General features: G+C 71.6%; 22 protein-coding genes. 17 read left to right on the forward strand and 5 right to left on the reverse strand.

Going from position 1 to position 21,500, the window contains the following annotated elements; all coding sequences use genetic code 11:
* Window positions 1-78: 78 nt before the first annotated feature.
* On the reverse strand, window positions 79-924 hold the full coding sequence (locus tag NI17_RS23330) for a hypothetical protein (protein WP_068687510.1): 846 nt from the start codon (window positions 922-924) through the stop codon (window positions 79-81).
* 255 nt (window positions 925-1,179) lie between these two features.
* On the opposite strand from NI17_RS23330, the gene NI17_RS23335 reads away from it, so the two are divergent.
* From NI17_RS23335 to NI17_RS24505, 7 genes are all read left to right on the forward strand, one after another.
* The gene (locus tag NI17_RS23335; protein WP_068687511.1) at window positions 1,180-2,016 is read left to right on the forward strand and encodes a 2,3,4,5-tetrahydropyridine-2,6-dicarboxylate N-succinyltransferase; all 837 of its coding nucleotides are present in this window, start codon (window positions 1,180-1,182) and stop codon (window positions 2,014-2,016) included.
* Between the two features lie 90 nt (window positions 2,017-2,106).
* Complete coding sequence (dapE, locus tag NI17_RS23340) at window positions 2,107-3,171, forward strand: succinyl-diaminopimelate desuccinylase (protein ID WP_068687512.1); 1,065 nt, start codon at window positions 2,107-2,109, stop codon at window positions 3,169-3,171.
* An 85-nt stretch (window positions 3,172-3,256) separates the two neighbouring features.
* Entirely contained in the window at window positions 3,257-4,066 is an 810-nt protein-coding gene (locus tag NI17_RS23345) for an LOG family protein (RefSeq protein WP_068687513.1), read from the forward strand.
* 69 nt (window positions 4,067-4,135) lie between these two features.
* Complete coding sequence (locus NI17_RS23350; RefSeq protein WP_234401543.1) at window positions 4,136-4,618, forward strand: hypothetical protein; 483 nt, start codon at window positions 4,136-4,138, stop codon at window positions 4,616-4,618.
* Entirely contained in the window at window positions 4,615-5,280 is a 666-nt protein-coding gene (locus tag NI17_RS23355; RefSeq protein ID WP_068687514.1) for a DNA-3-methyladenine glycosylase I, read from the forward strand. Before NI17_RS23350 ends, NI17_RS23355 begins: the two co-directional genes overlap by 4 nt.
* 236 nt (window positions 5,281-5,516) lie before the next feature.
* Window positions 5,517-6,077 (forward strand): hypothetical protein, encoded by a 561-nt coding sequence (locus NI17_RS23360; protein ID WP_068687515.1) that lies wholly within the window; start codon window positions 5,517-5,519, stop codon window positions 6,075-6,077.
* Window positions 6,078-6,141: 64 nt separating this feature from the next.
* Window positions 6,142-7,503 (forward strand): serine/threonine-protein kinase, encoded by a 1,362-nt coding sequence (locus tag NI17_RS24505; RefSeq protein ID WP_068687516.1) that lies wholly within the window; start codon window positions 6,142-6,144, stop codon window positions 7,501-7,503.
* A gap of 64 nt (window positions 7,504-7,567) precedes the next feature.
* Here the strand turns inward: NI17_RS24505 and NI17_RS23370 are convergent, their stop codons facing one another.
* The gene (locus tag NI17_RS23370) at window positions 7,568-8,359 is read right to left on the reverse strand and encodes an enoyl-CoA hydratase-related protein (protein WP_068687517.1); all 792 of its coding nucleotides are present in this window, start codon (window positions 8,357-8,359) and stop codon (window positions 7,568-7,570) included.
* Window positions 8,360-8,695: 336 nt separating this feature from the next.
* Here NI17_RS23370 and NI17_RS23375 point away from each other — a divergent pair, with 336 nt between their 5' ends.
* Together NI17_RS23375 and NI17_RS23380 are read left to right on the forward strand one after the other, a co-directional pair.
* Window positions 8,696-8,863, forward strand: a complete 168-nt coding sequence (locus tag NI17_RS23375) for a DUF3117 domain-containing protein (protein ID WP_068687518.1) — start codon at window positions 8,696-8,698, stop codon at window positions 8,861-8,863.
* A gap of 130 nt (window positions 8,864-8,993) precedes the next feature.
* The gene (locus NI17_RS23380) at window positions 8,994-10,493 is read left to right on the forward strand and encodes a leucyl aminopeptidase (protein WP_119268000.1); all 1,500 of its coding nucleotides are present in this window, start codon (window positions 8,994-8,996) and stop codon (window positions 10,491-10,493) included.
* A gap of 26 nt (window positions 10,494-10,519) precedes the next feature.
* On the opposite strand, the gene NI17_RS23385 is transcribed toward NI17_RS23380, so the two are convergent.
* Window positions 10,520-11,140 carry an O-methyltransferase gene (locus tag NI17_RS23385; protein ID WP_369974949.1) on the reverse strand — a complete coding sequence of 207 codons (621 nt, stop codon included), beginning with the start codon at window positions 11,138-11,140 and terminating at the stop codon, window positions 10,520-10,522.
* A 260-nt stretch (window positions 11,141-11,400) separates the two neighbouring features.
* On the opposite strand from NI17_RS23385, the gene sigE reads away from it, so the two are divergent.
* The 4 genes from sigE (at window position 11,401) to NI17_RS23405 (ending at window position 15,368) form a co-directional block, all read left to right on the forward strand.
* On the forward strand, window positions 11,401-11,976 hold the full coding sequence (sigE, locus tag NI17_RS23390; RefSeq protein ID WP_068687519.1) for an RNA polymerase sigma factor SigE: 576 nt from the start codon (window positions 11,401-11,403) through the stop codon (window positions 11,974-11,976).
* On the forward strand, window positions 11,973-12,611 hold the full coding sequence (locus NI17_RS23395; protein WP_068687520.1) for an anti-sigma factor family protein: 639 nt from the start codon (window positions 11,973-11,975) through the stop codon (window positions 12,609-12,611). The genes sigE and NI17_RS23395 overlap by 4 nt, the downstream gene beginning before the upstream one ends.
* Window positions 12,612-12,655: 44 nt before the next feature.
* Window positions 12,656-13,693: a sigma-E factor regulatory protein RseB domain-containing protein gene (locus NI17_RS23400; RefSeq protein WP_243597573.1), complete on the forward strand. Its 1,038-nt coding sequence runs from the start codon at window positions 12,656-12,658 to the stop codon at window positions 13,691-13,693.
* A 601-nt stretch (window positions 13,694-14,294) separates the two neighbouring features.
* Complete coding sequence (locus NI17_RS23405) at window positions 14,295-15,368, forward strand: S1C family serine protease (protein WP_234401545.1); 1,074 nt, start codon at window positions 14,295-14,297, stop codon at window positions 15,366-15,368.
* A gap of 74 nt (window positions 15,369-15,442) precedes the next feature.
* Here the strand turns inward: NI17_RS23405 and NI17_RS23410 are convergent, their stop codons facing one another.
* Window positions 15,443-16,582 (reverse strand): Mrp/NBP35 family ATP-binding protein, encoded by a 1,140-nt coding sequence (locus NI17_RS23410; RefSeq protein ID WP_068687523.1) that lies wholly within the window; start codon window positions 16,580-16,582, stop codon window positions 15,443-15,445.
* Between the two features lie 262 nt (window positions 16,583-16,844).
* Between NI17_RS23410 and NI17_RS23415 the strand changes: the two genes are divergently transcribed.
* From NI17_RS23415 to NI17_RS23430, 4 genes are all read left to right on the forward strand, one after another.
* The gene (locus tag NI17_RS23415; protein WP_243597574.1) at window positions 16,845-17,870 is read left to right on the forward strand and encodes a CPBP family intramembrane glutamic endopeptidase; all 1,026 of its coding nucleotides are present in this window, start codon (window positions 16,845-16,847) and stop codon (window positions 17,868-17,870) included.
* Between the two features lie 45 nt (window positions 17,871-17,915).
* Complete coding sequence (locus NI17_RS23420; RefSeq protein WP_084012320.1) at window positions 17,916-18,572, forward strand: DUF6758 family protein; 657 nt, start codon at window positions 17,916-17,918, stop codon at window positions 18,570-18,572.
* A gap of 14 nt (window positions 18,573-18,586) precedes the next feature.
* Entirely contained in the window at window positions 18,587-19,459 is an 873-nt protein-coding gene (locus NI17_RS23425; RefSeq protein ID WP_119268001.1) for a PHP domain-containing protein, read from the forward strand.
* A gap of 213 nt (window positions 19,460-19,672) precedes the next feature.
* A complete protein-coding gene (locus NI17_RS23430; RefSeq protein WP_068687525.1) occupies window positions 19,673-20,533 on the forward strand; it encodes an MBL fold metallo-hydrolase in 861 nt (286 codons plus the stop codon).
* A gap of 80 nt (window positions 20,534-20,613) precedes the next feature.
* On the opposite strand, the gene NI17_RS23435 is transcribed toward NI17_RS23430, so the two are convergent.
* Entirely contained in the window at window positions 20,614-21,489 is an 876-nt protein-coding gene (locus NI17_RS23435) for an alpha/beta fold hydrolase (RefSeq protein WP_084012321.1), read from the reverse strand.
* Between the last annotated feature and the right edge of the window lie 11 nt (window positions 21,490-21,500).

Consider the following 21,500-nt stretch of genomic DNA (forward strand, 5'->3'; position numbering starts at 1 on the left):
CACAAAAGCCCCTGTCGCGGGGAGTTCCAGGCGGCCTCGCCCCGCCCCGGCCTCGGGCACAGGCCCCCCGGGCTCCGCTCAGCGCAGGACCAGTTCCTCCGACACCGTCTGCGTGGTCTGCCAGCCCTCCTCACCGGACTCGGCGGTCCAGCGCCGGTCCAGGTAGGTCACCGAGGTGAGGCCGTAGGAGGAGGCGTGGGCGACCGCCCACTGGGCCATCGCCCAGCCGAGGTCGCCGGTCTGGCGTTGGGCCGTGCCCAGTTCCTCGGGGCCGACGCCGAAGACGCGCCGCAGTTCCCCGACGGCCGCGGCCACGTCGGTGGTGCCCGCCTCCTCTTCGGGGAACCAGCAGGTCACAGCCGCTCCCGCGGCTCCGGTGAAGGCCTGCGCCATGCTCCGGGAGCGCGCCTCGTGCTGGTCGTAGGCGAATCCGTCGGCGCTGCGCTGCACGGCCTGGGCCGCCTCGTAGACCGGGAGGTCCAGGTATCCCTCGACCGTCACCAGTTCCTCGTAGAACCTGCTGCTGGCGTAGACGGGGTCGATGATCTCCTCGGGGCTGCCCCACTCCATGGAGGGACGCTGCTGGAACAGGCCCAGCGAGTCGCGGTCCCCGTACTCGATGTTGTAGAACTTCGACTCCTGCCACACCGTGGCGTAGGAGACGACAACGGCGTGCGCGGGGAGGTCGCGGGAGAAGGCCACGCCGGCGACCGTCGCGGCGTTGGCGGCCTGTTCCACCTCCAACGTGTCGGTGTCCTCCTCGGTGGCGAGCCGGCAGCCGTCCTCCGGGGGAGGCGGTGACAGGTCAAGAGGCTTGATCGAGCGCATGACGTAGATCCCGGCCGCGACCAGCAGGCCACAGGCCAGGGTCAGGACGACCAGGATCTTGACGAATGCGGAAATCCTTCGACGCTTTCTGGGCACGAGCAGACCATATAGATTCAGTAGGAAATCACGCTATGGAACGACGAAACTCCCATAGCGCGACATAAGGGCGTTGACGGCCGGTTGTGGCAGACACACGCTTTGATGCACGGTGCGGCGCAGGAGTTCTCGGTTTCGGCGCCACGGCCGGTCCGCCGCGCCGCCGCGGAACGGTGTGACCGACGCCACGGCGCGCGGGCCCCGGTGGCAACCGGTTTTTCCCGGTCAGGGCGGAACCCAGTAGGCTCCTCAGCCATGACCACCTCGTACACCAGTCCGCTGCCCGAGAGCATCGACGAGCTCTGGGAGCGCCGCGCAGAACTCACACCCGACAGCACCGACGCCCGTGACGTCATCGTGGGCGCGGTCGACCAGATCGACACCGGCAAGGCCCGCGTCGCCTTCGTGGACGCCGCCACCGACGAGGTTGTCGTGGACCAGCGCGCCAAGCGCGCGATCCTGCTGAGCTTCCGTGTGCTGGGCATGGAGGAGTCCACGGTCGGCGGCTTCCGCCACCACGACCGCATCCCGCTGAAGACCCGCCTCGACGGGGTGCGCGTGGTGCCCGGCGCGATCGCCCGGTGGGGCGCCTACCTCGCGCCCGGTGTGGTGCTGATGCCGTCCTTCACCAACATCGGCGCCTACGTCGGGTCGGGCACCATGGTCGACACCTGGGCCACGGTCGGCTCCTGCGCCCAGGTCGGCGAGAACGTGCACCTGTCCGGCGGCGTCGGCGTCGGCGGTGTCCTGGAGCCCCCGCAGGCGTCCCCGGTCGTCATCGAGGACGACGCGTTCCTGGGCTCGCGCAGCATGGTCGTCGAGGGGGCGCGGGTGCGCCGCGGCGCCAAGCTCGGCGCGGGCACCATCCTCACCGCCTCGACACGCGTGTTCGACGCCGAGACCGGTGAGGAGCTCAGGCGCGGCGAGGCCCCCGCGTGGTCGGTGTGCGTCACCGCCAACCGGGTGAAGAGCTTCCCCGGCGGCGACTTCGGCATGCCGTGCCTGCTCGTGCTCAAGCGCCTGGAGGAGGGCCAGGAGCACGACAAGCTCGCGCTCAACGACCTGCTCCGCGAGCACGGCGTCAACGCCTGACCCGTTCCTTGCGCCGGTCCCCGCGCCCCACGGCGGCCCGGGACCGGCGCCCCCGTGCCGCCCAGATCCGACCAGACCGGAAGCGCAGCCATGCTGGACCTCACCGCGGACGTCCGCGACCTCACCGCCCACCTCGTCGACATCGAGTCGGTCAGCGGGGAGGAGAAGCCCCTCGCCGACGCCATCGAACAGGCGTTGCGGGGGTTGGCGCACCTGACCGTGCTGCGTGACGGCGACGCCGTCGTGGCCCGCACCGACCTGGGCCGGGGGCGGCGCGTGGTGATCGCCGGACACATCGACACCGTCCCGACCGCCGACAACGTCCCCTCCCACGTGGCGGACGGCAGGCTCTACGGCTGCGGGACGTCCGACATGAAGAGCGGTGTCGCGGTGCAGCTCAAGCTGGCCGCGACCGTCACCGAGCCGGTCCACGACCTCACCTTCGTCTTCTACGACTGCGAGGAGGTCGAGGCCGAACGCAACGGGCTGCGCCGTCTCGCCGCCCGTCATCCCGACTGGCTGCGCGGGGACTTCGCGGTGCTGATGGAACCCACCGGCGGCCAGATCGAGGGCGGCTGCCAGGGGACCATGCGCGTGGAGGTGACCGCACGCGGCGTCCGCGCGCACAGCGCCCGGTCGTGGATGGGACACAACGCCATCCACGAGGCCGGGCGGATCCTGGACGTGCTGCGCGCCTACACCCCGAGGCGGCCCGAGGTCGACGGGCTGCGGTTCCACGAGGGGTTGAACGCGGTCGGCGTCACCGGGGGAGTGGCGGGCAACGTCATCCCCGACACGTGCGTGGTCACCGTCAACTACCGGTTCGCCCCCGACCACACGCCGGCATCCGCCGAGGCGCACCTGAGGGAGCTGTTCGAGGGGTTCGACGTGCGGGTCACCGACGTCGCCGCCCCCGCCCGCCCCGGCCTGGACCATCCGGCGGCGGCCGCGTTCGTGGCGACGGTCGGCGGGGGCCGGGCCCGCGCCAAGCTCGGCTGGACCGACGTCGCCCGCATGGCCGAACTGGGGATTCCCGCGGTCAACTACGGTCCGGGCGAGCCCACACTGGCGCACACCAGGGACGAGTCCGTGTCGCTGGAGGAGATCGTGACGGCGGAGCGCCGAATGGTCGCCTGGCTGACCGGCGCGGCCTGACCTGCGGCGGTTCGGACCACTTCCGGACACCGTAGCGTGACCTGAACTTCGGTGGGTGAGAACCCGAAGTGGGTAACGTTGCGACATGACGGATTCTCGATCTGAAGAGCGACAGGCGGGTCCCCTCACCTACCGGGGCAAGGCCGTCCCCAAGGGCACCACCGACCAGCGGCTGCTGGACCGCCGCGGTCCCTCGGACTGGGTGCACACCGACCCCTGGCGGGTACTGCGCATCCAGTCGGAGTTCGTCGAGGGTTTCGGCATGCTCTCCGAGGTGGGACGGGCCGTGTGCGTGTTCGGTTCGGCCCGGATCAAGCCCGGAAACCCCTACTACGAACTGGGCGAGACGATCGGCGAGAGGATCGCGCAGGCCGGTTACACCGTCATCACCGGCGGTGGACCGGGGCTGATGGAGGCCGCCAACAAGGGCGCCAGCGAGGCCGGCGGCACGTCGATCGGTCTGGGCATCGAGCTTCCGTTCGAGCAGGCGCTGAACGACCACATCAACATGGGCGTCACCTTCCGGTACTTCTTCGTCCGCAAGACGATGTTCGTGAAGTACTCCCAGGCGTTCGTGGTGCTGCCGGGCGGCTTCGGCACGCTCGACGAACTGTTCGAGGCGATCACCCTGGTGCAGACCGGCAAGGTCACCCGGTTCCCGGTGATCCTGATGGGGACGGAGTTCTGGGCCGGGCTGGTGGACTGGATCCACGAGCGGCTGCTCACCGAGGGGCTGATCTCGCCGCACGACCCCGACCTGCTCCACCTCACCGACGACCCCGACGAGGCCGTCGAGATCATCCGCGGGGCGCACGCGCAACTGGAGCAGGCGATCGAGGAGGAGGAAGCCGTGGCCGGACTGGAGGAGGCCCTGCACGAGGCCGAGCGGACCTGAGCCGCGCGGCCGGCCCGGTGGTCCGCGCCGCGATCCCATCGGGAGTGCGGATGTGGCACGATCGAGGGTGTGATAGCCATCCTGATCCTGGCGGCACTGGCCGCCTTCGCGGTGCTCGTCACCGTGGCGGTGCTGGTCATGGGGCACGGTGGGCAGTTGGCACGGTTCGAGGCCGATCACCCTCCCCTCGACCTGCCCACGGACCGGCCCGTGACCGGACGTGACGTGGCGCGGATCCGGCTTCCTCTGGCGCTGTGGGGATACCACGTGCGCGCCGTGGACGAGGTGCTGGACCGGGTGACCGCCGGCATCGAGGAACGCGATGCGCGGATCGCCCAGTTGGAGGCGAGGCTCGGCGACCGCGCCTCCTCCGCGGACCAGCCGCCTGTGTGGTACCCGCGTCCGCCCCGGGAGGCGTCCACCGGGAGCGAGGCGCGGCGGGTTCCCGACACCGATGACGCCGACGCCGATCCGGCCTGGGAGGCCGGGGGAGCGGAGCGCGACACCGGCTACACCGAACAGCGCGACGAGGTCGGAGGCGGCCGACGGTGAGTACGAGCGGTCCGCCCCGCCCGGCTGGCGGGGCGGACCTCCCCGAGGGGGCGGCGGTGCCCGGTCCCGACGGTCTGCGCCGCTGTCCGTGGGCGCTCGGCACCGAGGAGCTGCTGCGCTACCACGACCTGGAGTGGGGCGGGGTGGTCCGCGACGACCGGGGGCTGTTCGAACGCGTGAGCCTGGAGGCGTTCCAGGCGGGGCTGTCGTGGCTGACCGTGCTGCGCAGGCGTCCCGCCCTGCGCGAGGTCTTCCACGGTTTCGACATCGCGGCCGTGGCCGCCTTCACCGACAGGGACGTCGAGCGGCTGCTCGCCGACGCCCGCATCATCCGCAGCCGCGCCAAGATCGAGGCCGTGGTCGGCAACGCCCGCGCCGCCCTCGACCTCGACGGGGGACTGGCGGAGTTCGTGTGGCGCCATGCGCCTTCGAGTCCGCCTCCCGCTCCGGTGACCGTCGCCGACCTGCCCGCGGCCACTCCCGAGAGCACGGCTCTGGCCGGGGAGCTCAAGAGGCGCGGTTTCCGGTTCGTCGGCCCGACCACCGTCTACGCGATGATGGAGGCGGTGGGGATGGTGGACGACCACCTGGCCCACTGCCATCGCAGGGGTGTGTCCGCCGCGGCGGGCGACCCTTCGGGGGTCTCCTCTCTCCTGCGGTGACCTGCTCCCTCCCGGCGGAGAGGGACGGCTTTCTCCCGGAAGGGTGACAGAACCCAACAGAACCGCCTTTGTGTGACTTTCGTCACTGTGTTTGTCTATGTGGGCGCGGTTCGCGTGGCTTATCCTGATTCGCTGTATCGCGAACGGCCTCTCCACGCACGTTCGCATCGTTGGAGGAGAGCGATGATCGATTCGCGCCAGAGTCCTCACTCCGAGCCTCTCGCCGGGGAACAGCGGTGACCGCGCCCCCCAGTTCGGAACGTAGCCGCTCCACGGCGGCGTCTCCGATCCGGGAGATGTCGCTGTGGCCTCCGCCGCGGTCCAGTCGGCACAGCGGCAGGCGCGTCAGGCTCCCGTTCGTCCTCGGCGCCGCCGCGCTGGCGCTGGCCGCCGTGGTCGGCGGCGTGACCTGGGCGCTGTGGCCCGACGAGGAGCAGCCCTTGGTCACCGACGGCATCCCCCACAGCTACGCGGGGAGTTGGAGCGGCGAGATGGCCCAGTACGACGAGGCCGGGGAACTGGTCACCGACTGGGTCGTGCGGCTCAAGCTCGACGAGGGAACCGACCGGGGCAGCGCCGACCTGCTTCCCCTCGACTGCCGGGGCAGCATCGTCCTCACCGAGAGGACCGACGACTTCCTCGTGTTCGAGTACGCGGAGACCTACGATCCCGAGAACCGCTGCATCGACGAGAGCACCCTGACCCTGGCCCAGCAGGTTCCGGGAACGCTCGAGGCCGAGTGGGTGGGGACCTCCCGCGAGGGAACCGTGATGACCTCCACCGGTACTCTCAAGTAGGTTCGTCCCATGCCCGCCGCCCACCCAGGTACACGGCGGCGGGCCCACACGACCGGGAGGACCGATGGCCGATCCGGCCCCCTTGATCGACGCCGACCCCACGCGAATCGGTGAGTACACCCTGCTCGGACGGCTCGGGCAGGGCGGCCAGGGAGTCGTGTACCTCGGCACCGGCCCCGACGGCGCGCAGGTGGCCGTCAAGACACTGCACGGCGACGCGCTCGATCTGCCCGGGCTGCGCGCCCAACTCGCCGAAGAGGTCGAGATGGCCCGTCGGGTCGCGCGCTTCTGCACCGCGCAGGTGCTGGCCGCCGACCTGGAGTCCGATCCTCCCTACGTCGTCAGCGAGTACGTGGAGGGTCAGTCGCTGCAGGCGGTGGTCCGGCAACAGGGGGCGCTGGACGGGGCCGTCCTGGAACGGCTCGCGGTGGGCACCCTCACCGCCCTGGCCGCCATCCACCAGGCCGGGATCGTGCACCGCGACTTCAAGCCCGGCAACGTGCTCATGGCGCCCGGCGGTCCCCGGGTGATCGACTTCGGCATCGCGCGGGCACTGGAGGGCACCGCGATCCTGACCAGCAGGATCGCCGGAACCCCCGCCTACATGGCCCCCGAGCAGATCACCGGCGGTCCGCTGGGACCGGCCGTGGACCTGTTCGCGTGGGGCGCCACCATCGTCTACGCCGCCAACGGCAGGGGGCCGTTCGGGCACGACTCGCTGAAGGCCGTGGTCAACCGGGTCGTCAACGACGATCCGGACCTGGGGGAACTGAACGGCCCGCTGCGGGAGATCGCCGAGCGCTGCCTGGACAAGGACGCGAGCCGGCGGCCCACCGCGGCCGAGGCGCTGATGCTGGTGCTCGGGGTCGAGAACGCGCCGCCGCCCGACGAGCCCACCACCGACACGGCCGTGCCCGTCGCCCACCAGACCCTTGTCGCGGGCGCGATCGCCGCGGCGGACACCGGAGCCCAGGAGAGCGCGGCAGCCGAGATCTACCGCTCCTACCCGCCGGTGAACCCGTCGCCGCCGGGACCGGGGGCCGTCCCGCCTCCCGTCCAGCCGCCTCCGGTGGCGCCTCCCGGGCCTCCGTATCCGACCGGCGGCCAGCAGCGTCTGCCGTACCCGTACCCCACCGGTCCGCAGCGCCCCGGGTATCCGGGCGCCCCGTACCCGAACCCGCCGGTCCCCTCCGGACCGGGCCAGCCCTACCAGCCGCCCGCCCGGCCGCACTGGACGCCGCCCACCGGACCGCATCCGGGGCAGCCCGTGCCGCCGCAGCCGCAGTACCCGGGGCGGCCGCCGTACGGGCAGCAGCCCGCCAACGGCACCAGCACCGGGGTCGTGATCGGCGTCATCGGCGCGGTCGTCGTCGCGGGGCTGCTGGTCTTCGTGCTCGTGATCGCGGCCATCAGCAATCTCGGCTGACCCGTCGGTCCCGGCGGGAAGGCGGTCGGCCGTGCGGGCCCCGGTCGTCAGGAGTGGCGCGGAGTCAGCGTCCCTGGAAGGTCGGCCGCTGCTTCTCCAGGAACGCCAGGGTGGCGTTCAGGTGGTCGGCGGTCTCGGCGCACTGGTCCTGGAGCCTGGCCTCGATGTCCAGCGCGCTGGGCAGGTCCAGCGTCGCGCCGAACGCCACCTCCGCCTTGATCGCGGAGTAGGCCACGGTCGGCCCCGAGGCCAGCCGCTCGGCGAGCTCCCGTGCGGCGCCTTCCAGTTCCTCGGGCTCCACCACCCGGTTGACCAGGCCGATCTCCAGGGCCCGGTCCGCCTTGACCGGCTCGGCCAGCAGCAGCATCTCCATGGCCCGCGCCTGCCCGACCAGCCGCGGCAGCGTCCACGACGCGCCCGAGTCCGCGCCCAGGCCCACGTTGGCGAAGGCCATCAGGAAGGACGCCTTGGTGGAGGCCACCCGCAGGTCGCAGGCGAACGCCAGCGCCGCGCCCGCGCCCGCCGCCACCCCGTTGACCGCGGCGACGATCGGCTTGGGCATCCGGGTCATCGTCAGCACGATGGGGTTGTAGTGCTTGCGCACGGTGTCCTTGAGCCCCTCGTTGTCGCTGAGCGCCTGCCCGTGCTCGTCGAGGTCCTGTCCGGCGCAGAACGCCCTCCCCGCTCCGGTGAGCAGCACCGCGCGCGCCCCGGCGTCGGCGCGTGCCCGCTCCAGGGCCTCCAGCAGTTCCTCCTTGGCCGCCGTGGTCAGCGAGTTCAGCGATTTCGGCCGGTCCAGGGTGATGGTGGCGACCCCGTTGGCGACCTCGTAACGGACGTTTTCTTTATCGGACATGAACGCTCCCTGTTCAGGTAGGCCCGGAATATGCGAAGTGCGGTCCGCGTACGGAACTGTCCCGCCTGATGGACACGGGGACCAGACGGGGGTGGAGAAGTCCTGGGGCGGCGGGGCTACAACTGTAACCGTCCTGCGATCTTCGAGTTTCGTGGGGTTCGGAGGCTCCCGGTCGTTTCCAACCCGGGCCCGGAACCGAGATAATGACAGATCAGTGATTCGTTCACTGAGTCACGCGGATTCGGCCCGCTCCGCACTCCGGACTCGTCGCGGCGATCCGGGACGCCGATGGACCGACTCACACGCGCGACCATCGTCTAGGAAAGGGGATACGGCATGGCGGCGATGAAGCCGAGGACCGGAGATGGACCGATGGAGGTCACCAAGGAGGGTCGCGGCATCATCATGCGGGTTCCGCTGGAGGGCGGTGGGCGTCTGGTGGTCGAGCTGACCCCGGCCGAGGCCGGTGAACTCGCCAACGCACTCAACGAAGTCGTCGGTTAACGGCCCGTCCCACCATTGTCCCAGCGTGCCACCGGGCGTTCGGACCTGACCTCGACCTCGTCCCCACCTCAGGAGTCAGTGAGAGCGTTCGCCCCGGGCACGCGATGACCAAGGAAGAATGTGAGCGTCCGTGCCTGTCGCTACGGAGATCCACCCGGTCGAAGGTGTTCTCGCCGAATCCACGGCTGACCGTGTCGCGCTCGTCGTCCGAACCGGAGCGGACGGGCCGCAGCCGGTCATGGACGGGGTGGGACTGAGTCCGACCGATCTCGACGCCCGGTTTCCCGCTTCGGTGGCGCGGCTTCTCGACACCTACGACTTCAGCGGAAAACCGGGGCAGACCGTCGAGTTCCCGGTGGATCTCGGCCGGGGACCGGTCCGGTTGACCTTCCTGGGGATCGGCGACGCCACCCCCGCGGAGATGCGCAGGGCGGGCGCGGCGTTCGCCCGCTCGGTCAGGGGGAGTTCCCGGGCGGCGGTCAACGTCGCCGCACCGGAGCACGGTCCGGCCGCGCTGACCGCGTTCGTGGAGGGGGCGCTCCTCGCCTCCTACACGTTCACCCTGGCCGAGACGCCCAGGAGCGCCGTACCCGCTCCCCGGCTCGACCTGCTCGGGTCGGCGGCAGAGGAGGCGGCCGACCCGGTCCGGCACGGCACGGTCCTGGCACGGGCCACCGCCACGGCCCGGGACCTGATCAACACCCCCTCGGCGGAGAAGGACCCCGCCTGGCTCGCGGCCCGGGCCGAGGAGATCGGCGGCGAGGCGGGCCTGTCGGTGCGGGTCTGGGACGAGACCGCCCTGAAACGCGACGGGTTCGGCGCGATCCTGGCCGTCGGACAGGGAGCGGTCCGTCCGCCGCGACTGGTCGAGCTGTCCTACACGCCGGAGAACCCCGCGGGGCACGTGGTCCTGGTCGGCAAGGGCATCACCTTCGACACCGGTGGCCTGTCGTTGAAGCCCAACGACAACATGAAGCTCATGAAGACCGACATGAGCGGCGCCGGAATCGTGCTGGCCGTCCTCGCGGCGCTGCGCGACCTCGGGGTGCGGACCAGGGTCACCGGGCTGATGGCGCTCGCCGAGAACGCCTTCTCCGGCAGCGCCGTCCGGCCCGGCGACGTGCTGACCACCTACAGCGGCCGCACTGTCGAGGTGCTCAACACCGACGCCGAGGGACGCCTGGTGCTCGCCGACGCGATGGGCTACGCCGTGGCGGAACTGGCGCCGGACGTCCTGGTGGACGTGGCCACGCTCACCGGTGCGGCCAAGGTGGCGCTGGGCACCGGGATCGGCGCGCTGTTCGCCACCGACGACGACCTGGCCGCCGCGCTCGTCGACGCGGGCGAACGGTCGGGTGAGGCGCTGTGGCGGCTGCCGCTGCAGGAGGAGTACCGCGACACGCTCGACTCGCCGGTCGCCGACCTGGCCAACGTCGGCGTCAAGTCCGACTACGGCCATCCCGGGGCCACCGAGGCCGCGCTGTTCCTGCGCGAGTTCGTCGGCTCCGTCCCCTGGGCGCACCTCGACATCGCCGGACCGGGGCGTTCGATGAGCGAGGAGGGCGTGCTCAGCAAGGGAGGCACCGCGTTCACCACCCGCCTGCTGCTGCGCTGGCTGACCGAGCGGTAGTCGACGCTCCCGCACGGGCCCGGCGGTCAGGCGGTGCTGACCGCCGCGAGCAGGCCCGCGCCGACCGGAAGCAGCAGCGGAACCAGGGTCTCGTCCTCGTGGACTAGGCGGCCCAGTTCGCGGACCGCGGCGCCCGCGGGGTCGGCGGCGGCCTCCAACGGCCCGTCCCGCACTCCGTCGGTGTCCAGAGCGCCGTGGTAGACCACGATCCCGCCGGGGCGCAGCACGCGCAGCGCCTCGGCCAGGTACGCCGGGTACTCGGCCCGGTCGGAGTCCAGGAAGACCATGTCGTAGGCGGCGTCGCGCAGCCGGGGCAGCACCTCCAGGGCGCGGCCGTGGATGAGCCGCGTCCGATTGGCCGCGAACCCGGCCCGCCGGTAGGCGCCGCGCGCGAACTGCTGACTCGCGGGATCGACGTCCACGGTGGTCAGCACCGAGTCGGGGCGCATGCCGCGCAGCAGCCAGAGGCCCGAACTGCCGCACCCGGTACCGATCTCCACGACCGCGCGGGCGCCGATCACCGTGGCCAGGAAGCGCAGCGCCGCCCCCGTGGTGGGACTCACCGGACGGACGTCCCAGTGCCGCCCCTGCTCCCGGGCGGCCGCCAGGGCGTCGTCCTCCACCGCGTACCGCTCGATGTAGGCCAAGGTGTCGTCTGGGTGGGCGATGACGGCCTCCCCCGCTGCGCCGGATACGAACCTGGTCCACGCGGACAGACGGTCTCGTGGCGGTGGGTATCGTGACTGTTACACCGAGTCCGCGCTTCCTGGCACAGACTAGCCCCAACGGCTGCCGGTGCGCGGGATGTGGAACTTAATCGCCCTCCGCGGTGTTAGAGAAACAGACAGGGTCACGCCCCCCCGCTTGCCCCGCCGCGTGGACCGAGCGCCGAACGAAGGGAGCGCCAGTGGCAGGTCCTGACTCTGCCGTTGACTTCGGGCACTGGGAACCACCCAGTTGGGACGAGGTCGTGCGCACTCACTCGGCACGGGTCTACCGTCTCGCCTACCGCCTGACCGGCAACCAGCACGACGCCGAGGACCTCACCCAGGAGGTCTTCATCCGGGTGTTCCGGTCACTGGCCAACTACACGCCCGGCACCTTCGAGGGCTGGTTGCACCGCATCACCACCAACCTGTTCCTCGACATGGCGCGCCGCCGTGCCCGCATCCGCTTCGAGGGCCTGGCCGAGAGCGCCGACGACCGTATCGAAGGCCGTGAACCCTCCCCGGCGCAGGCCTACGACGACCGTCACTTCGACGCCGACGTGCAGGCGGCCCTCGACGCCCTGCCTCCCGAGTTCCGCGCCGCCGTCGTGCTGTGCGACATCGAAGGGCTCTCCTACGAGGAGATCGCGGCCACTCTGGGGGTGAAGCTGGGCACGGTGCGCAGCCGCATCCACCGCGGCAGGGCCCAACTGCGCGCCGCGTTGGAGCACCGCCGTCTGACCGCCGAACGAGTCGGGGAGGTCAAGGAAGCATGAGCCACCTGGAGGAGCGGCTGTCCGCCTTCGTCGACGGCGAACTGGGACACAGCGACCGGGACCGCGTGCTGAGCCACCTGGCCGGGTGCGAGACCTGCCGGTTCGAAGCCGAGATGCTGCGCAGCCTCAAGCAGCGGCTGTGCTCCCTGAACGCTCCGGAACCCGCCTCGGACTTCCTCGGCCGACTGCTCTCCCTTCCCGACGACGCATCCTCGGGTGAACCGCCGCACGGCGGCGCCGAGCCGTTCGCGGCGACCCCTCCGCTGGGCGCCGGCCGTCCGCTCGGGGGCGCCACCGCCGTCGAGCGGCGTGACCATCCCGTGCGCGGGTTCACCCGCTTCCGGTCCGGCTGGGGAAGGGCCCGCTACGCGGTGGCGGGGGTCTCGGTCGTGGCGGCCACCCTCGGGACGGCCTTCGTCGCGGGAGGCGACCCCGCCCCCGCCGACCAGCCCGTGGTCTCTCCGGCGCTGGTCGACTACGCGATCGAGCACGCGGCCGTGTCCGGTCAGGCGCTGCTGGGCGATCCCGTCACGGTTCCGATGGTCACGACGCGGTCCACGGAGAACGGGACGATCCGGACCGCGGAGTCGGACACCAGCGGCTCGGAGCGGCCGGGCGACTCCCGCACCCGGTGAGCGGGGAGCACAACGGGTCCGCACACCGTCGGGGGCACGCGACGGTGTCGGCGGCCGTGCTGTGCGTGCTGCTGTGCCTGATCGCCGTCACCGTGGCCGCGGACTCCCGGGCCGTCCCGCCCGCCGAGCGGCGCGGCGGCGACGGTATGGCGATCCTGCGCCGTGCGGTGGAGCTCGACGACGGACTCCACTACGCGGGGGTGCGTTCGCTGTCCTGGCGCGACAGCGCGGGCCGCACCGAGACGACCCTGCTGCACGTCCTGCACCGGCCCGAGGTGGGCACGCTGGTCAGACCGGTCCGGGAGACCGGTGGGGGAACGGACGTCCTGGTCGGTTCGGGGGCCTGGGGCGACCCCGACGGCGCCGTCCTCGCGGTTCTGGAGAGCAACTTCTGGGTCGACGCCGACGGCGCCGAGAAGGTCGGTGAGCGTTCCGCGCTGCGCGTGACCGCACGGCGCGACAACGGGCAGCTCGCGGCCCGGTTCTGGGTCGACGAGGCGACCGGTCTGCTGCTGCGCCGCGAGGTGTACGACACCGACGGGGAGCTGGCCCAGGCCGGTGTCTTCGAGTCGATCCGGTTCGGAGCCGACGCGGTCGCCGCGGCGGACGACACGGCACAGTCCGACACCACGGTGGTGAGCCGTCCCTGGGGTGACGAACTCGACGAGCGGGAACTGGACCTGCTGCGTTCCGACGGGTGGGCGCTGCCCGAGCAGCTTCCCTGGGGGTTCACGCTGGTCGAGGCACGCTCCACCGGGAGCGGGAGCAACCGGGTGACGCATCTGACCTACTCCGACGGGATCTGCGTGATCTCGGTGTTCACCCAGCGCGGGAGCCTGGGCGCGGGCGCGGTCTCGGGACTGCGCGCGGTGGAGGAGGACGGCGCGCTCGTCCACGTCGCCGACGAGGGCGGCCAGCACCAGCGGATGTGGGAGGCGGACGGGTTCGTCCACACCGTGCTCGCCGACGCCCCCGAAGGCATCGTGTCCGGCGCGTTGCGCACACTGCCCCCGCCCGACGGCACCGGCTTCTGGGCGCGGGTGGGCAGGGGCCTGGACCGGATGGGAACCTGGCTGGAGTAGTGCGCGTCCCACCAGAATGGTGCGGACAGACACGGGTTTCGGGCGGACGCGAACCCTGTTAACCGACGTTTATGTTGTGTGCGCCAGGATGGATCGGGCAGCGATAGACGGAGAGCACATGACCGACGAAACCGGACGCCGTGACTTCGGGGGAGAGGCGGAAAGCCCGGTGACGGACCCGGCGGTCCACTCCGGACCGACCATCGGCCCGTCCGCAGCGCCTGAGGGAGCCGTCGCCCCGGCACAGCAGGGCGGAGTACCCCAGGAACCGTGGGGATCCCCGCAGGGGCGGCCCGTGCCGCCGTCCCAGGGGCATCCCGCCCGACCGCCGTGGTCCGTCCCCGGGTGGACGCCGACCGGACCGGGGCAGCCGCAGTCCGCTCCGCCGCCCTCCTCCCAGACCTGGGCGGGCGGCCAGCAGCCGCCCCCGCCTCCTCCTGTCCCGACGTGGCCGGGCGCTCCCGCACCGTCGGGCGGCACGGGCATGCACCAGCCCCCGCACGGCCCCGCGGGCCCCCCTGGGCAGTGGCCCGCGGGCGCACCCGGCGGCGGACACGCAGCGGCGCCCGCGCGGAAGCGCCGCGGTGTCCCGGTGTGGGCGATGCTGCTCGTCGTCGCGGTCGTGGCCATGGCATCGGCCGGTGTGGGCGGTGCGGTCAGCGCCTCCCTGGTCGGCAACGAGCCCCCGGAGCCGCAGGGCTCCAACGCGCTGAACAACGAGGTCCCCAGCGACGTGCCCAGTCGCGCCCCCGACACCATCGCGGGGGTCGCGCAGCGGGTCAGCCCCAGCGTGGTGTCCATCCGCAGCGCCAGCCCGCAGACCGGCGGGAACGGTTCCGGTTTTGTCATCGAGGGCGACTACGTGGTCACCAACAACCACGTCGTCGACGCGGTGGAGCGGACCGGCATCGAGGTCGTCTACAGCGACGGCCACGTCAGCAAGGCCGAGGTGGTGGGCGCGGCGGCCTCCTCCGACCTGGCGGTCCTGCGACTGGCCGACCCCCTGGACGTGGAGCCGCTGGAGTTCGGCGACTCCGACGAGGTGACCGTCGGGGACACCGTCATCGCGATCGGCGCGCCGCTCGGCCTGGAGGGCACCGTCACCTCCGGTATCGTCAGCGCCCTCAACCGTCCCGTCACCGTCGGCGAGAGCGGCCAGGAGGCCTACATCAGCGCGATCCAGACCGACGCGGCCATCAACCCCGGCAACTCGGGCGGACCGCTCGTCAACGAGCAGGGCATGGTGATCGGGGTGAACTCGGCGATCGCCACCATGGGCAGTCTCAGCGGGGAGCAGACCGGAAGCATCGGTCTGGGGTTCGCGATCCCGTCCAACCAGGCGTCGCGTGTGGTGGAGCAGCTCATCGAGACCGGTGAGGCCCCGCACGCCGTCATCGGCGCGGTCATAGACCTGCAGTACCGGGAACAGGGCGCGCTGATCCTGGAGGAGCGGGAGAACGGCGGCGACACCATCGTGCGGGGCGGCCCCGCCGACCAGGCGGGACTGCGCCCCGGCGACGTCATCGTGGAGTTCGACGGCACTCCGGTGCGCGACGGCAACCAGCTCGTCACCCTGATCCACACCAAGGCTCCGGGCGACCGGGTCGAGATCCGCTACGAACGGAACGGCGAGGAGCACACCACGGTCATGGTCCTGGGATCGTCGAACGACTGACCCCGAGGTGGTCCCACCGGGGAGGCGCTGCGGGGGCGAAAAGGCCCCCGGCGCCGACCAGCGGCGGGTTCGGATCAGCGGCTGGTCGGGCTGAGGCCCAGCATCATCCCGGCCAGGCCGCGCGGCTTGCCGACGAGCTCCTCGGCAATGGAGCGCAGCACCTTGCCCGCCTCGCTGTCGGGAGCGTCGAGTACCAGCGGCATCCCCCGGTCGCCGCCCTCGCGCAGCGCCACCTCCAGCGGCACCTGCCCCAGCAGCGGAACCCTGGTGCCCAGGGCCTTGGTGAGTCCGTCGCAGACGGCCTGGCCGCCGCCCTCGCCGAACAGGTAGACCCGCTCGTCGCTGCCGGGAGCCTGGTAGTAGGACATGTTCTCGATCACGCCCGCGACCCGCTGGTGGGTCTGCGCGGAGATCGCCCCGGCGCGCTCGGCGACCTCGGCCGCGGCCTGCTGCGGGGTGGTCACCACCAGGATCTCGGCGCCCGGCAGCAGTTGGGCGACGGAGATGGCGACGTCGCCGGTGCCCGGGGGCAGATCCATCAGCAGGACGTCCAGGTCGCCCCAGAAGACGTCGGCGAGGAACTGCTGCAGCGCCCGGTGCAGCATCGGCCCGCGCCACACGACCGGCTGGTTGCCCTGGGTGAACATGCCGACCGAGATGACCTTGACGCCGTGTGCGGTCGGCGGCAGGATCATGTCCTCGACCTTGGTGGGACGGTCGTCGGCGCCCAGCATCCGGGGCACGGAGTGGCCGTAGATGTCGGCGTCCACGACACCCACCTTGTGTCCCTGGGCGGCCAGGGCGGCGGCCAGGTTCACCGTGACCGAGGACTTGCCGACACCGCCCTTGCCGGAGGCGATGGCGAACACCTTGGTGAGCGAGTTCGGCTTGGCGAACGGGATCTCCTTCTCGGCCTGTCCGCCGCGCAGCTTCGTCTGCAACGCCTTGCGCTGTTCGTCGCTCATGACGTCGAGCGTGACCTTCACGCCGGTGACACCGGGCACCTTGCTGACCGCGGCGGCGACGTCCTTCTCGATACGGCCCCGCATGGGGCAGCCGGCCACCGTGAGGTAGATGCCGACCGCGACCGTACCGTCGTCGTTGATCTCGACGTTCTTGACCATGTCGAGCTCGGTGATGGGACGGTGGATCTCTGGGTCCTTGACGGTGGCCAGAGCCGCGTTCACCTGCTCGGTGGTGGGTGTGGAGGACATGTCATCAATGGTACGAAAGCCCAGGTGTGAATCGCGCAGGCGGCCTCGGCGGCTCTTCCGGAGAAAGCCGTGACGTGCTCTTAACACCCGCAATACACAACCCGCTAGTAGTGTCGGACGAACGATGGGCAACGCGCTACCACCATGGTCGTCCGGACCCGACCCGCGGGAGCGGTCGGCTCCGCAGCATTCCCAGATCTGGGCGTCGCCGGGCCGGGCGGGAGGACAGGGGTCGGACGCGGTCTGGGCGTGGCCGCCTCCCGTGGCACGCAGACCGCGGACGGTCGAGCCGCCCCCGGGCGTTCCCTACCACCGGATGGCCCGAACCGAGACGCACCGCTGGTGGAAGCCGCCGTTGACACTGGGACTCGCGGTGCTGCTGGTCCTGGGGATGACCGTTTTCACACTGGTCGTGGTCGAACTGGTCAAGGCCATCCAGCGCATCCCCGAAGACGTCGAACTGTTCGGCGACCCCGTTGCCGACCTCGCGGTCAACCTCCTGGCGCTGGCGCTGATGATCCCGGCGGTGATGGTCGCCGTGCGGGTCGTCCAGAAACGCCGGATCGGTTCGCTGGCCTCGGTCGAGGGACGGCTGCGCTGGCCGTGGCTGTTGCGCTGCGCGGTGGTCGCCACGGTGAGCGTCGCGGTCTCCTTCGGCATCCTCAGCGTCCTGTACCTGCTCAGCGAGCCGGGGGAGCCGCTGTTCGGCGAGTACGTGGGCGCCCGCCGGTTCGCCTTGGCGGTGGTGGTCGTCGTGCTGCTGGTGCCGTTCCAGGCCGCCGCCGAGGAGTACGCCCTGCGGGGATTCCTCATGCAGATGGTCGGCGCCTACGGAAGCACGTCGTACGGAGACCGGCGGCCGGGTCCGGTCGCCGTGGTCAACCGCGTCCTCGCCAGTCCGGTGCCCGCGATCCTGGTGAGCGGACTGGTGTTCACCGTCATGCACGACTACTCCGGCTGGGCGACGGCCGAGGTCGCGCTGTTCGGTCTGGCCATGGCCTGGCTCGTCTGGTACACCGGAGGCCTCGAGGCGGCGATCACGCTGCACGTGGCGCACAACGTGGTGGCGTTCGTTCTCTCCGCCTACGAGGGCCTGCCCGACCCGTCGGGCAGCATCGGAAGCTGGCAGGGGGTCGTCGCGACCGCCCTCCAGTTGGGGCTGTTCTGCCTCGTGGTGGTCTGGATGGCGCGCCGCGCGAGGGTGCGCCGCACCACTCCCGACCCCCACGCGGCGCTTCCCCCGCCTCCCGGGGGCGAAACTGCTGGTCCCGGTCACGACCACGGCTGACAGGCACGTTTTCTCCCGGACCTTCCGGGTAGCACCCGGACAACCATGAAGACTGTCCCTTCGTGTCCTCGCTGTGGGCGCGTCGTCCACGAACCCGATCTGTGGTCGAGCGCGTGGCGATGTGACGCGCACGGACCGGTCGTCCCCCTGCGCGCGGTGCGCGACCCCGGCGCCGCCTCCCTGGAGCTCCTGCTCGACGAGGCGAGGGTGCCGGTCTGGATTCCCTGGCCGCTGCCGTCCGGATGGGTCCTCACCGGATTCGCCGAGGCCGGGGACGAACGCACCGGAATCCTCGCCGCCGCGGTCGCCCTGTCCGGTCCGGCCCCGTTGGGCGGAGTGGGGGAGCTGGTGGTGGTCGCGGAGGAGCCCGGCGTCGGACTCGCCGCCCGGATCGCCGGGGTCGGTGGCCCCGACCCCGGGGACGGCTTCGACCACGACCCCCCGAACACCAGGGTCCGCAACGACGGCCACGAGATCCACCTGTGGAGCGTCGACGGCGGACCGGAGCGCGCGATCTACGTCGGAGAGGCGATGGCCCAGTGGCTGTGGTTCGTCTTCGACTCGGCCGACGGCGGCGTGCTCATGTGCGAGATCGACGCCGTGCGAGACCTGCGCGACGCCCGTGACGTCGGTCCCTTCCCGGACCTGCCGTTCGGGGCGCCCTCCCCGTTCCTGGTCGAGGCGCTCAAACCGGCCGGATGAGTCGGCGCTGGCCTATGATCAGGGCGATGCGCATCGACCTGCACTCCCACAGTTCCGTCTCGGACGGCACCGAACCCCCCGCCGCCGTCGTCGACCGCGCCGTCGCGGCCGGACTCGACGTCCTGGCGCTCACCGACCACGACACGGTGGCCGGGATCGCCGAGGCCGCCGCGCGCCTGCCGTCCGGGTTCACCCTGGTCCCCGGCGTCGAGCTGTCCTGCGCCCACCAGGGCTCCACCGTGCACCTGCTCGGCTACCTGTTCGATCCGCAGCATCCCGAGCTGACCGCCGAGCTGCGCCGGATCCGCGACGACCGCGTCGTGCGCGCCCGGGCCATGGTCGACCGGCTGCGGGCCGAGGGGCTGCCCGTCACCTGGGAGCGGGTCCGCGCCATCGCCGGGGACGTGGAGGGCCGGGACGTGGTCGGCCGCCCGCACATCGCCCGCGCCATCGTCGAGGTCGGCGGGGCCGAGGACGTCCCGGACGCCTTCGACCGGTGGATCGGGGCGGACAAGCCCGCCCACGTGGCCCGGTACGCGCTGGATCCGGTGCGGGCGGTGCGGCTGGTCCGGGAGGCGGGAGGGGTGTGCGTGCTCGCGCACCCGGCGCGCAGTGAAGGGGGAGGCACCACGGCGGTCCCCGACGAACTGGTCGAACGCATGGCCGAGGCCGGACTCGGCGGGATCGAAGCCGACCACCCCTCGCACGACGACGCCGAACGCGCCCACTGGCGGCGGCGCGCCGAGGAGTTGGGGCTGGTGGTCACAGGTTCCAGCGACGACCACGGCGAACTGACCGGGCACCGGCTGGGCTGCTCGACCACGGACCCGGACGCCTACGCCGCACTGGTGGCGCCGGCCACCGGAGCAGCCCCCCACGTGGGGTGACGGCAGCGCCGCAGGACTCTTGAGTACTTTTAACCATTCCGGCCGATACTGTCGGCGAGCTGCATGGACGCGGGCCGCGGAACGCCGGGCAGGCCCGGGGCTACCCCGGGGCGGTGCTCCGCGACAGCGTCGGATACCCATCAGGAGCGTCCGGCCGTCACAATAGGCCCGCACCAGTTCTTGTGAGTCGTAGACCAACCGAAGGGGCGGCACGTGTTCTGGAAGCGGAAAGCCAAGAAGAAGGACGATGCCGAGGCGGACGCCGCTTCGACCACCGCCAAGGACACCGAGGAGACGGAGGACGCGGAGGCGGGGAGCGACGCCGACGCTGACGCCGCGGCCGAGGAGAGGAGTGGTGACGTCGAGGAGACCGACGCCGCGGCCGAGTCGGACGAGGACGCCGACGGCAAGGAGGCGGAGACCGACGTCGAGGGCGGCGGGTCCGAACTGCCCGTCGAACGGGTCGAGATCCCCGGCACCCTGGAGGTCGACGGCGAGGAGTACGAGGTCGTCACCAACACCTGGATCGTCCAGGTCGACGAGGACGGTGTTGTCGTCGTCAACCCCGGCCAGGACGCCAAGGCCGTCCTCGACGCGGTGGGCGACCGCGAGATCTACCTCGTGGCCTGCACCAACGGCTACCAGCCGCACATCGCGGGCGCGGTGGAGGTCGCCGAGCGCGACGAAGCCCCGATCGCCGTGCATCCCAGGGAGCTGCGCCGCTGGCGCAAGGTCCACGGAGTGGAGCACAACCCCGAGATCGAGGCCGAGGGCGGCGGCAGGCTGACCATCGGCGACGTCGAGCTGGAGATCCTGGCCACTCCCGGCACCGCTCCCGGATCGCTGTCCTACTACTTCCCCCACCTGAAGGTGGTGTGCAGCGGCGACACCCTGCTCGCCGGGCAGCTCGGCACGGTCGGCGAGGGTTACCTGGACTACACCACCCAGCTCGCCTCCGTCGGCGAGGTCCTGCTGTCCCTGCCCGAGGAGACCCGGGTGCTCCCTTCCACGGGAGAGGAGACCACCATCGGCGCCGAGTCGAAGAACTTCGACTCCTGGGTCGCCGGAGAGTAGTCCCCGAGCCGCCGTCGGCCGTGGCATCGGCGGAACGGAGCCGTCCGCGGGCGGCCTCCGCCGATGCCGCGGCCGGAGGGTCAGCGGGGCTCCGCGCCGTTCCAGAAGCTGGTGAGAGCACTCGCGGTGGTCTCGGGAGCCTCCACGTTGGGCGAGTGGGCGGCGTCGGGGATCACCACGCGCTGCGCGCCCAACCGCTTGGCCATGTCCGACTGGGTCTGGGGTGACCAGGCGTCGTCGTTCTCGCCGTAGAGCACCAGTTTGGGAAGGTCGGCCGCGGCGAGTTCGGCGGTCCGGTCCGACGCGGAGGTCACCTCCTGGGCCATCCGGAGCAGCCCCAGCGGGTGGTTGGCGAGCATCCGCTCCCGCAGGAACACGTGGATCTCCTCGGGAAGTCCCCGGGCCTGCTGCGGCTCCTCGAAGTGCGCCCACCAGATCTGGTTCATCAGTTCGCGGGTCGGGGAACCTCCGAGCACGGCCATCAGCCGCTCGGCGTCGTTGACCCGCGACGCCCCCTCCACCCCCGCCGGACCCGAACTCATCAGGGTGAGGGACAGCAGCGGGACCTCAGCCGCGAGCACGGTCTCGCGGGTGACCAGACCGCCGAAGGAGTGTCCGAGCAGGTGCACCGGTCCCTGGTCGACGGCGTCGACGAAGTCGGCGACGACCCCGCCCAGCGCCGCGCACGAGTAGGCCTCCGGATCGTCGCTGCCCGGGGACTCGTACTGGCCGGGCAGGTCGATCGCGTACACCCGGCGCCCCGCCTGGGCCAGCGTCTGCAGCAGCGCGATGAAGTCTTCCTTGCTGCCGGTGAACCCCGGAACCAGGACCGCCGCGTGGAGTTCGCAGCCGCCGACGACCGGACTGGCGGCCAGGGCGGCGACCGGGCCGGACGGGGTGGTGACGTCGACGCGCTCCACCCCGGGCGGGAGAGTCAGAAACCGAGGAGTACTCACATGGACTCACC

Source organism: Thermobifida halotolerans (assembly GCF_003574835.2).
Lineage (GTDB): Bacteria > Actinomycetota > Actinomycetes > Streptosporangiales > Streptosporangiaceae > Thermobifida > Thermobifida halotolerans.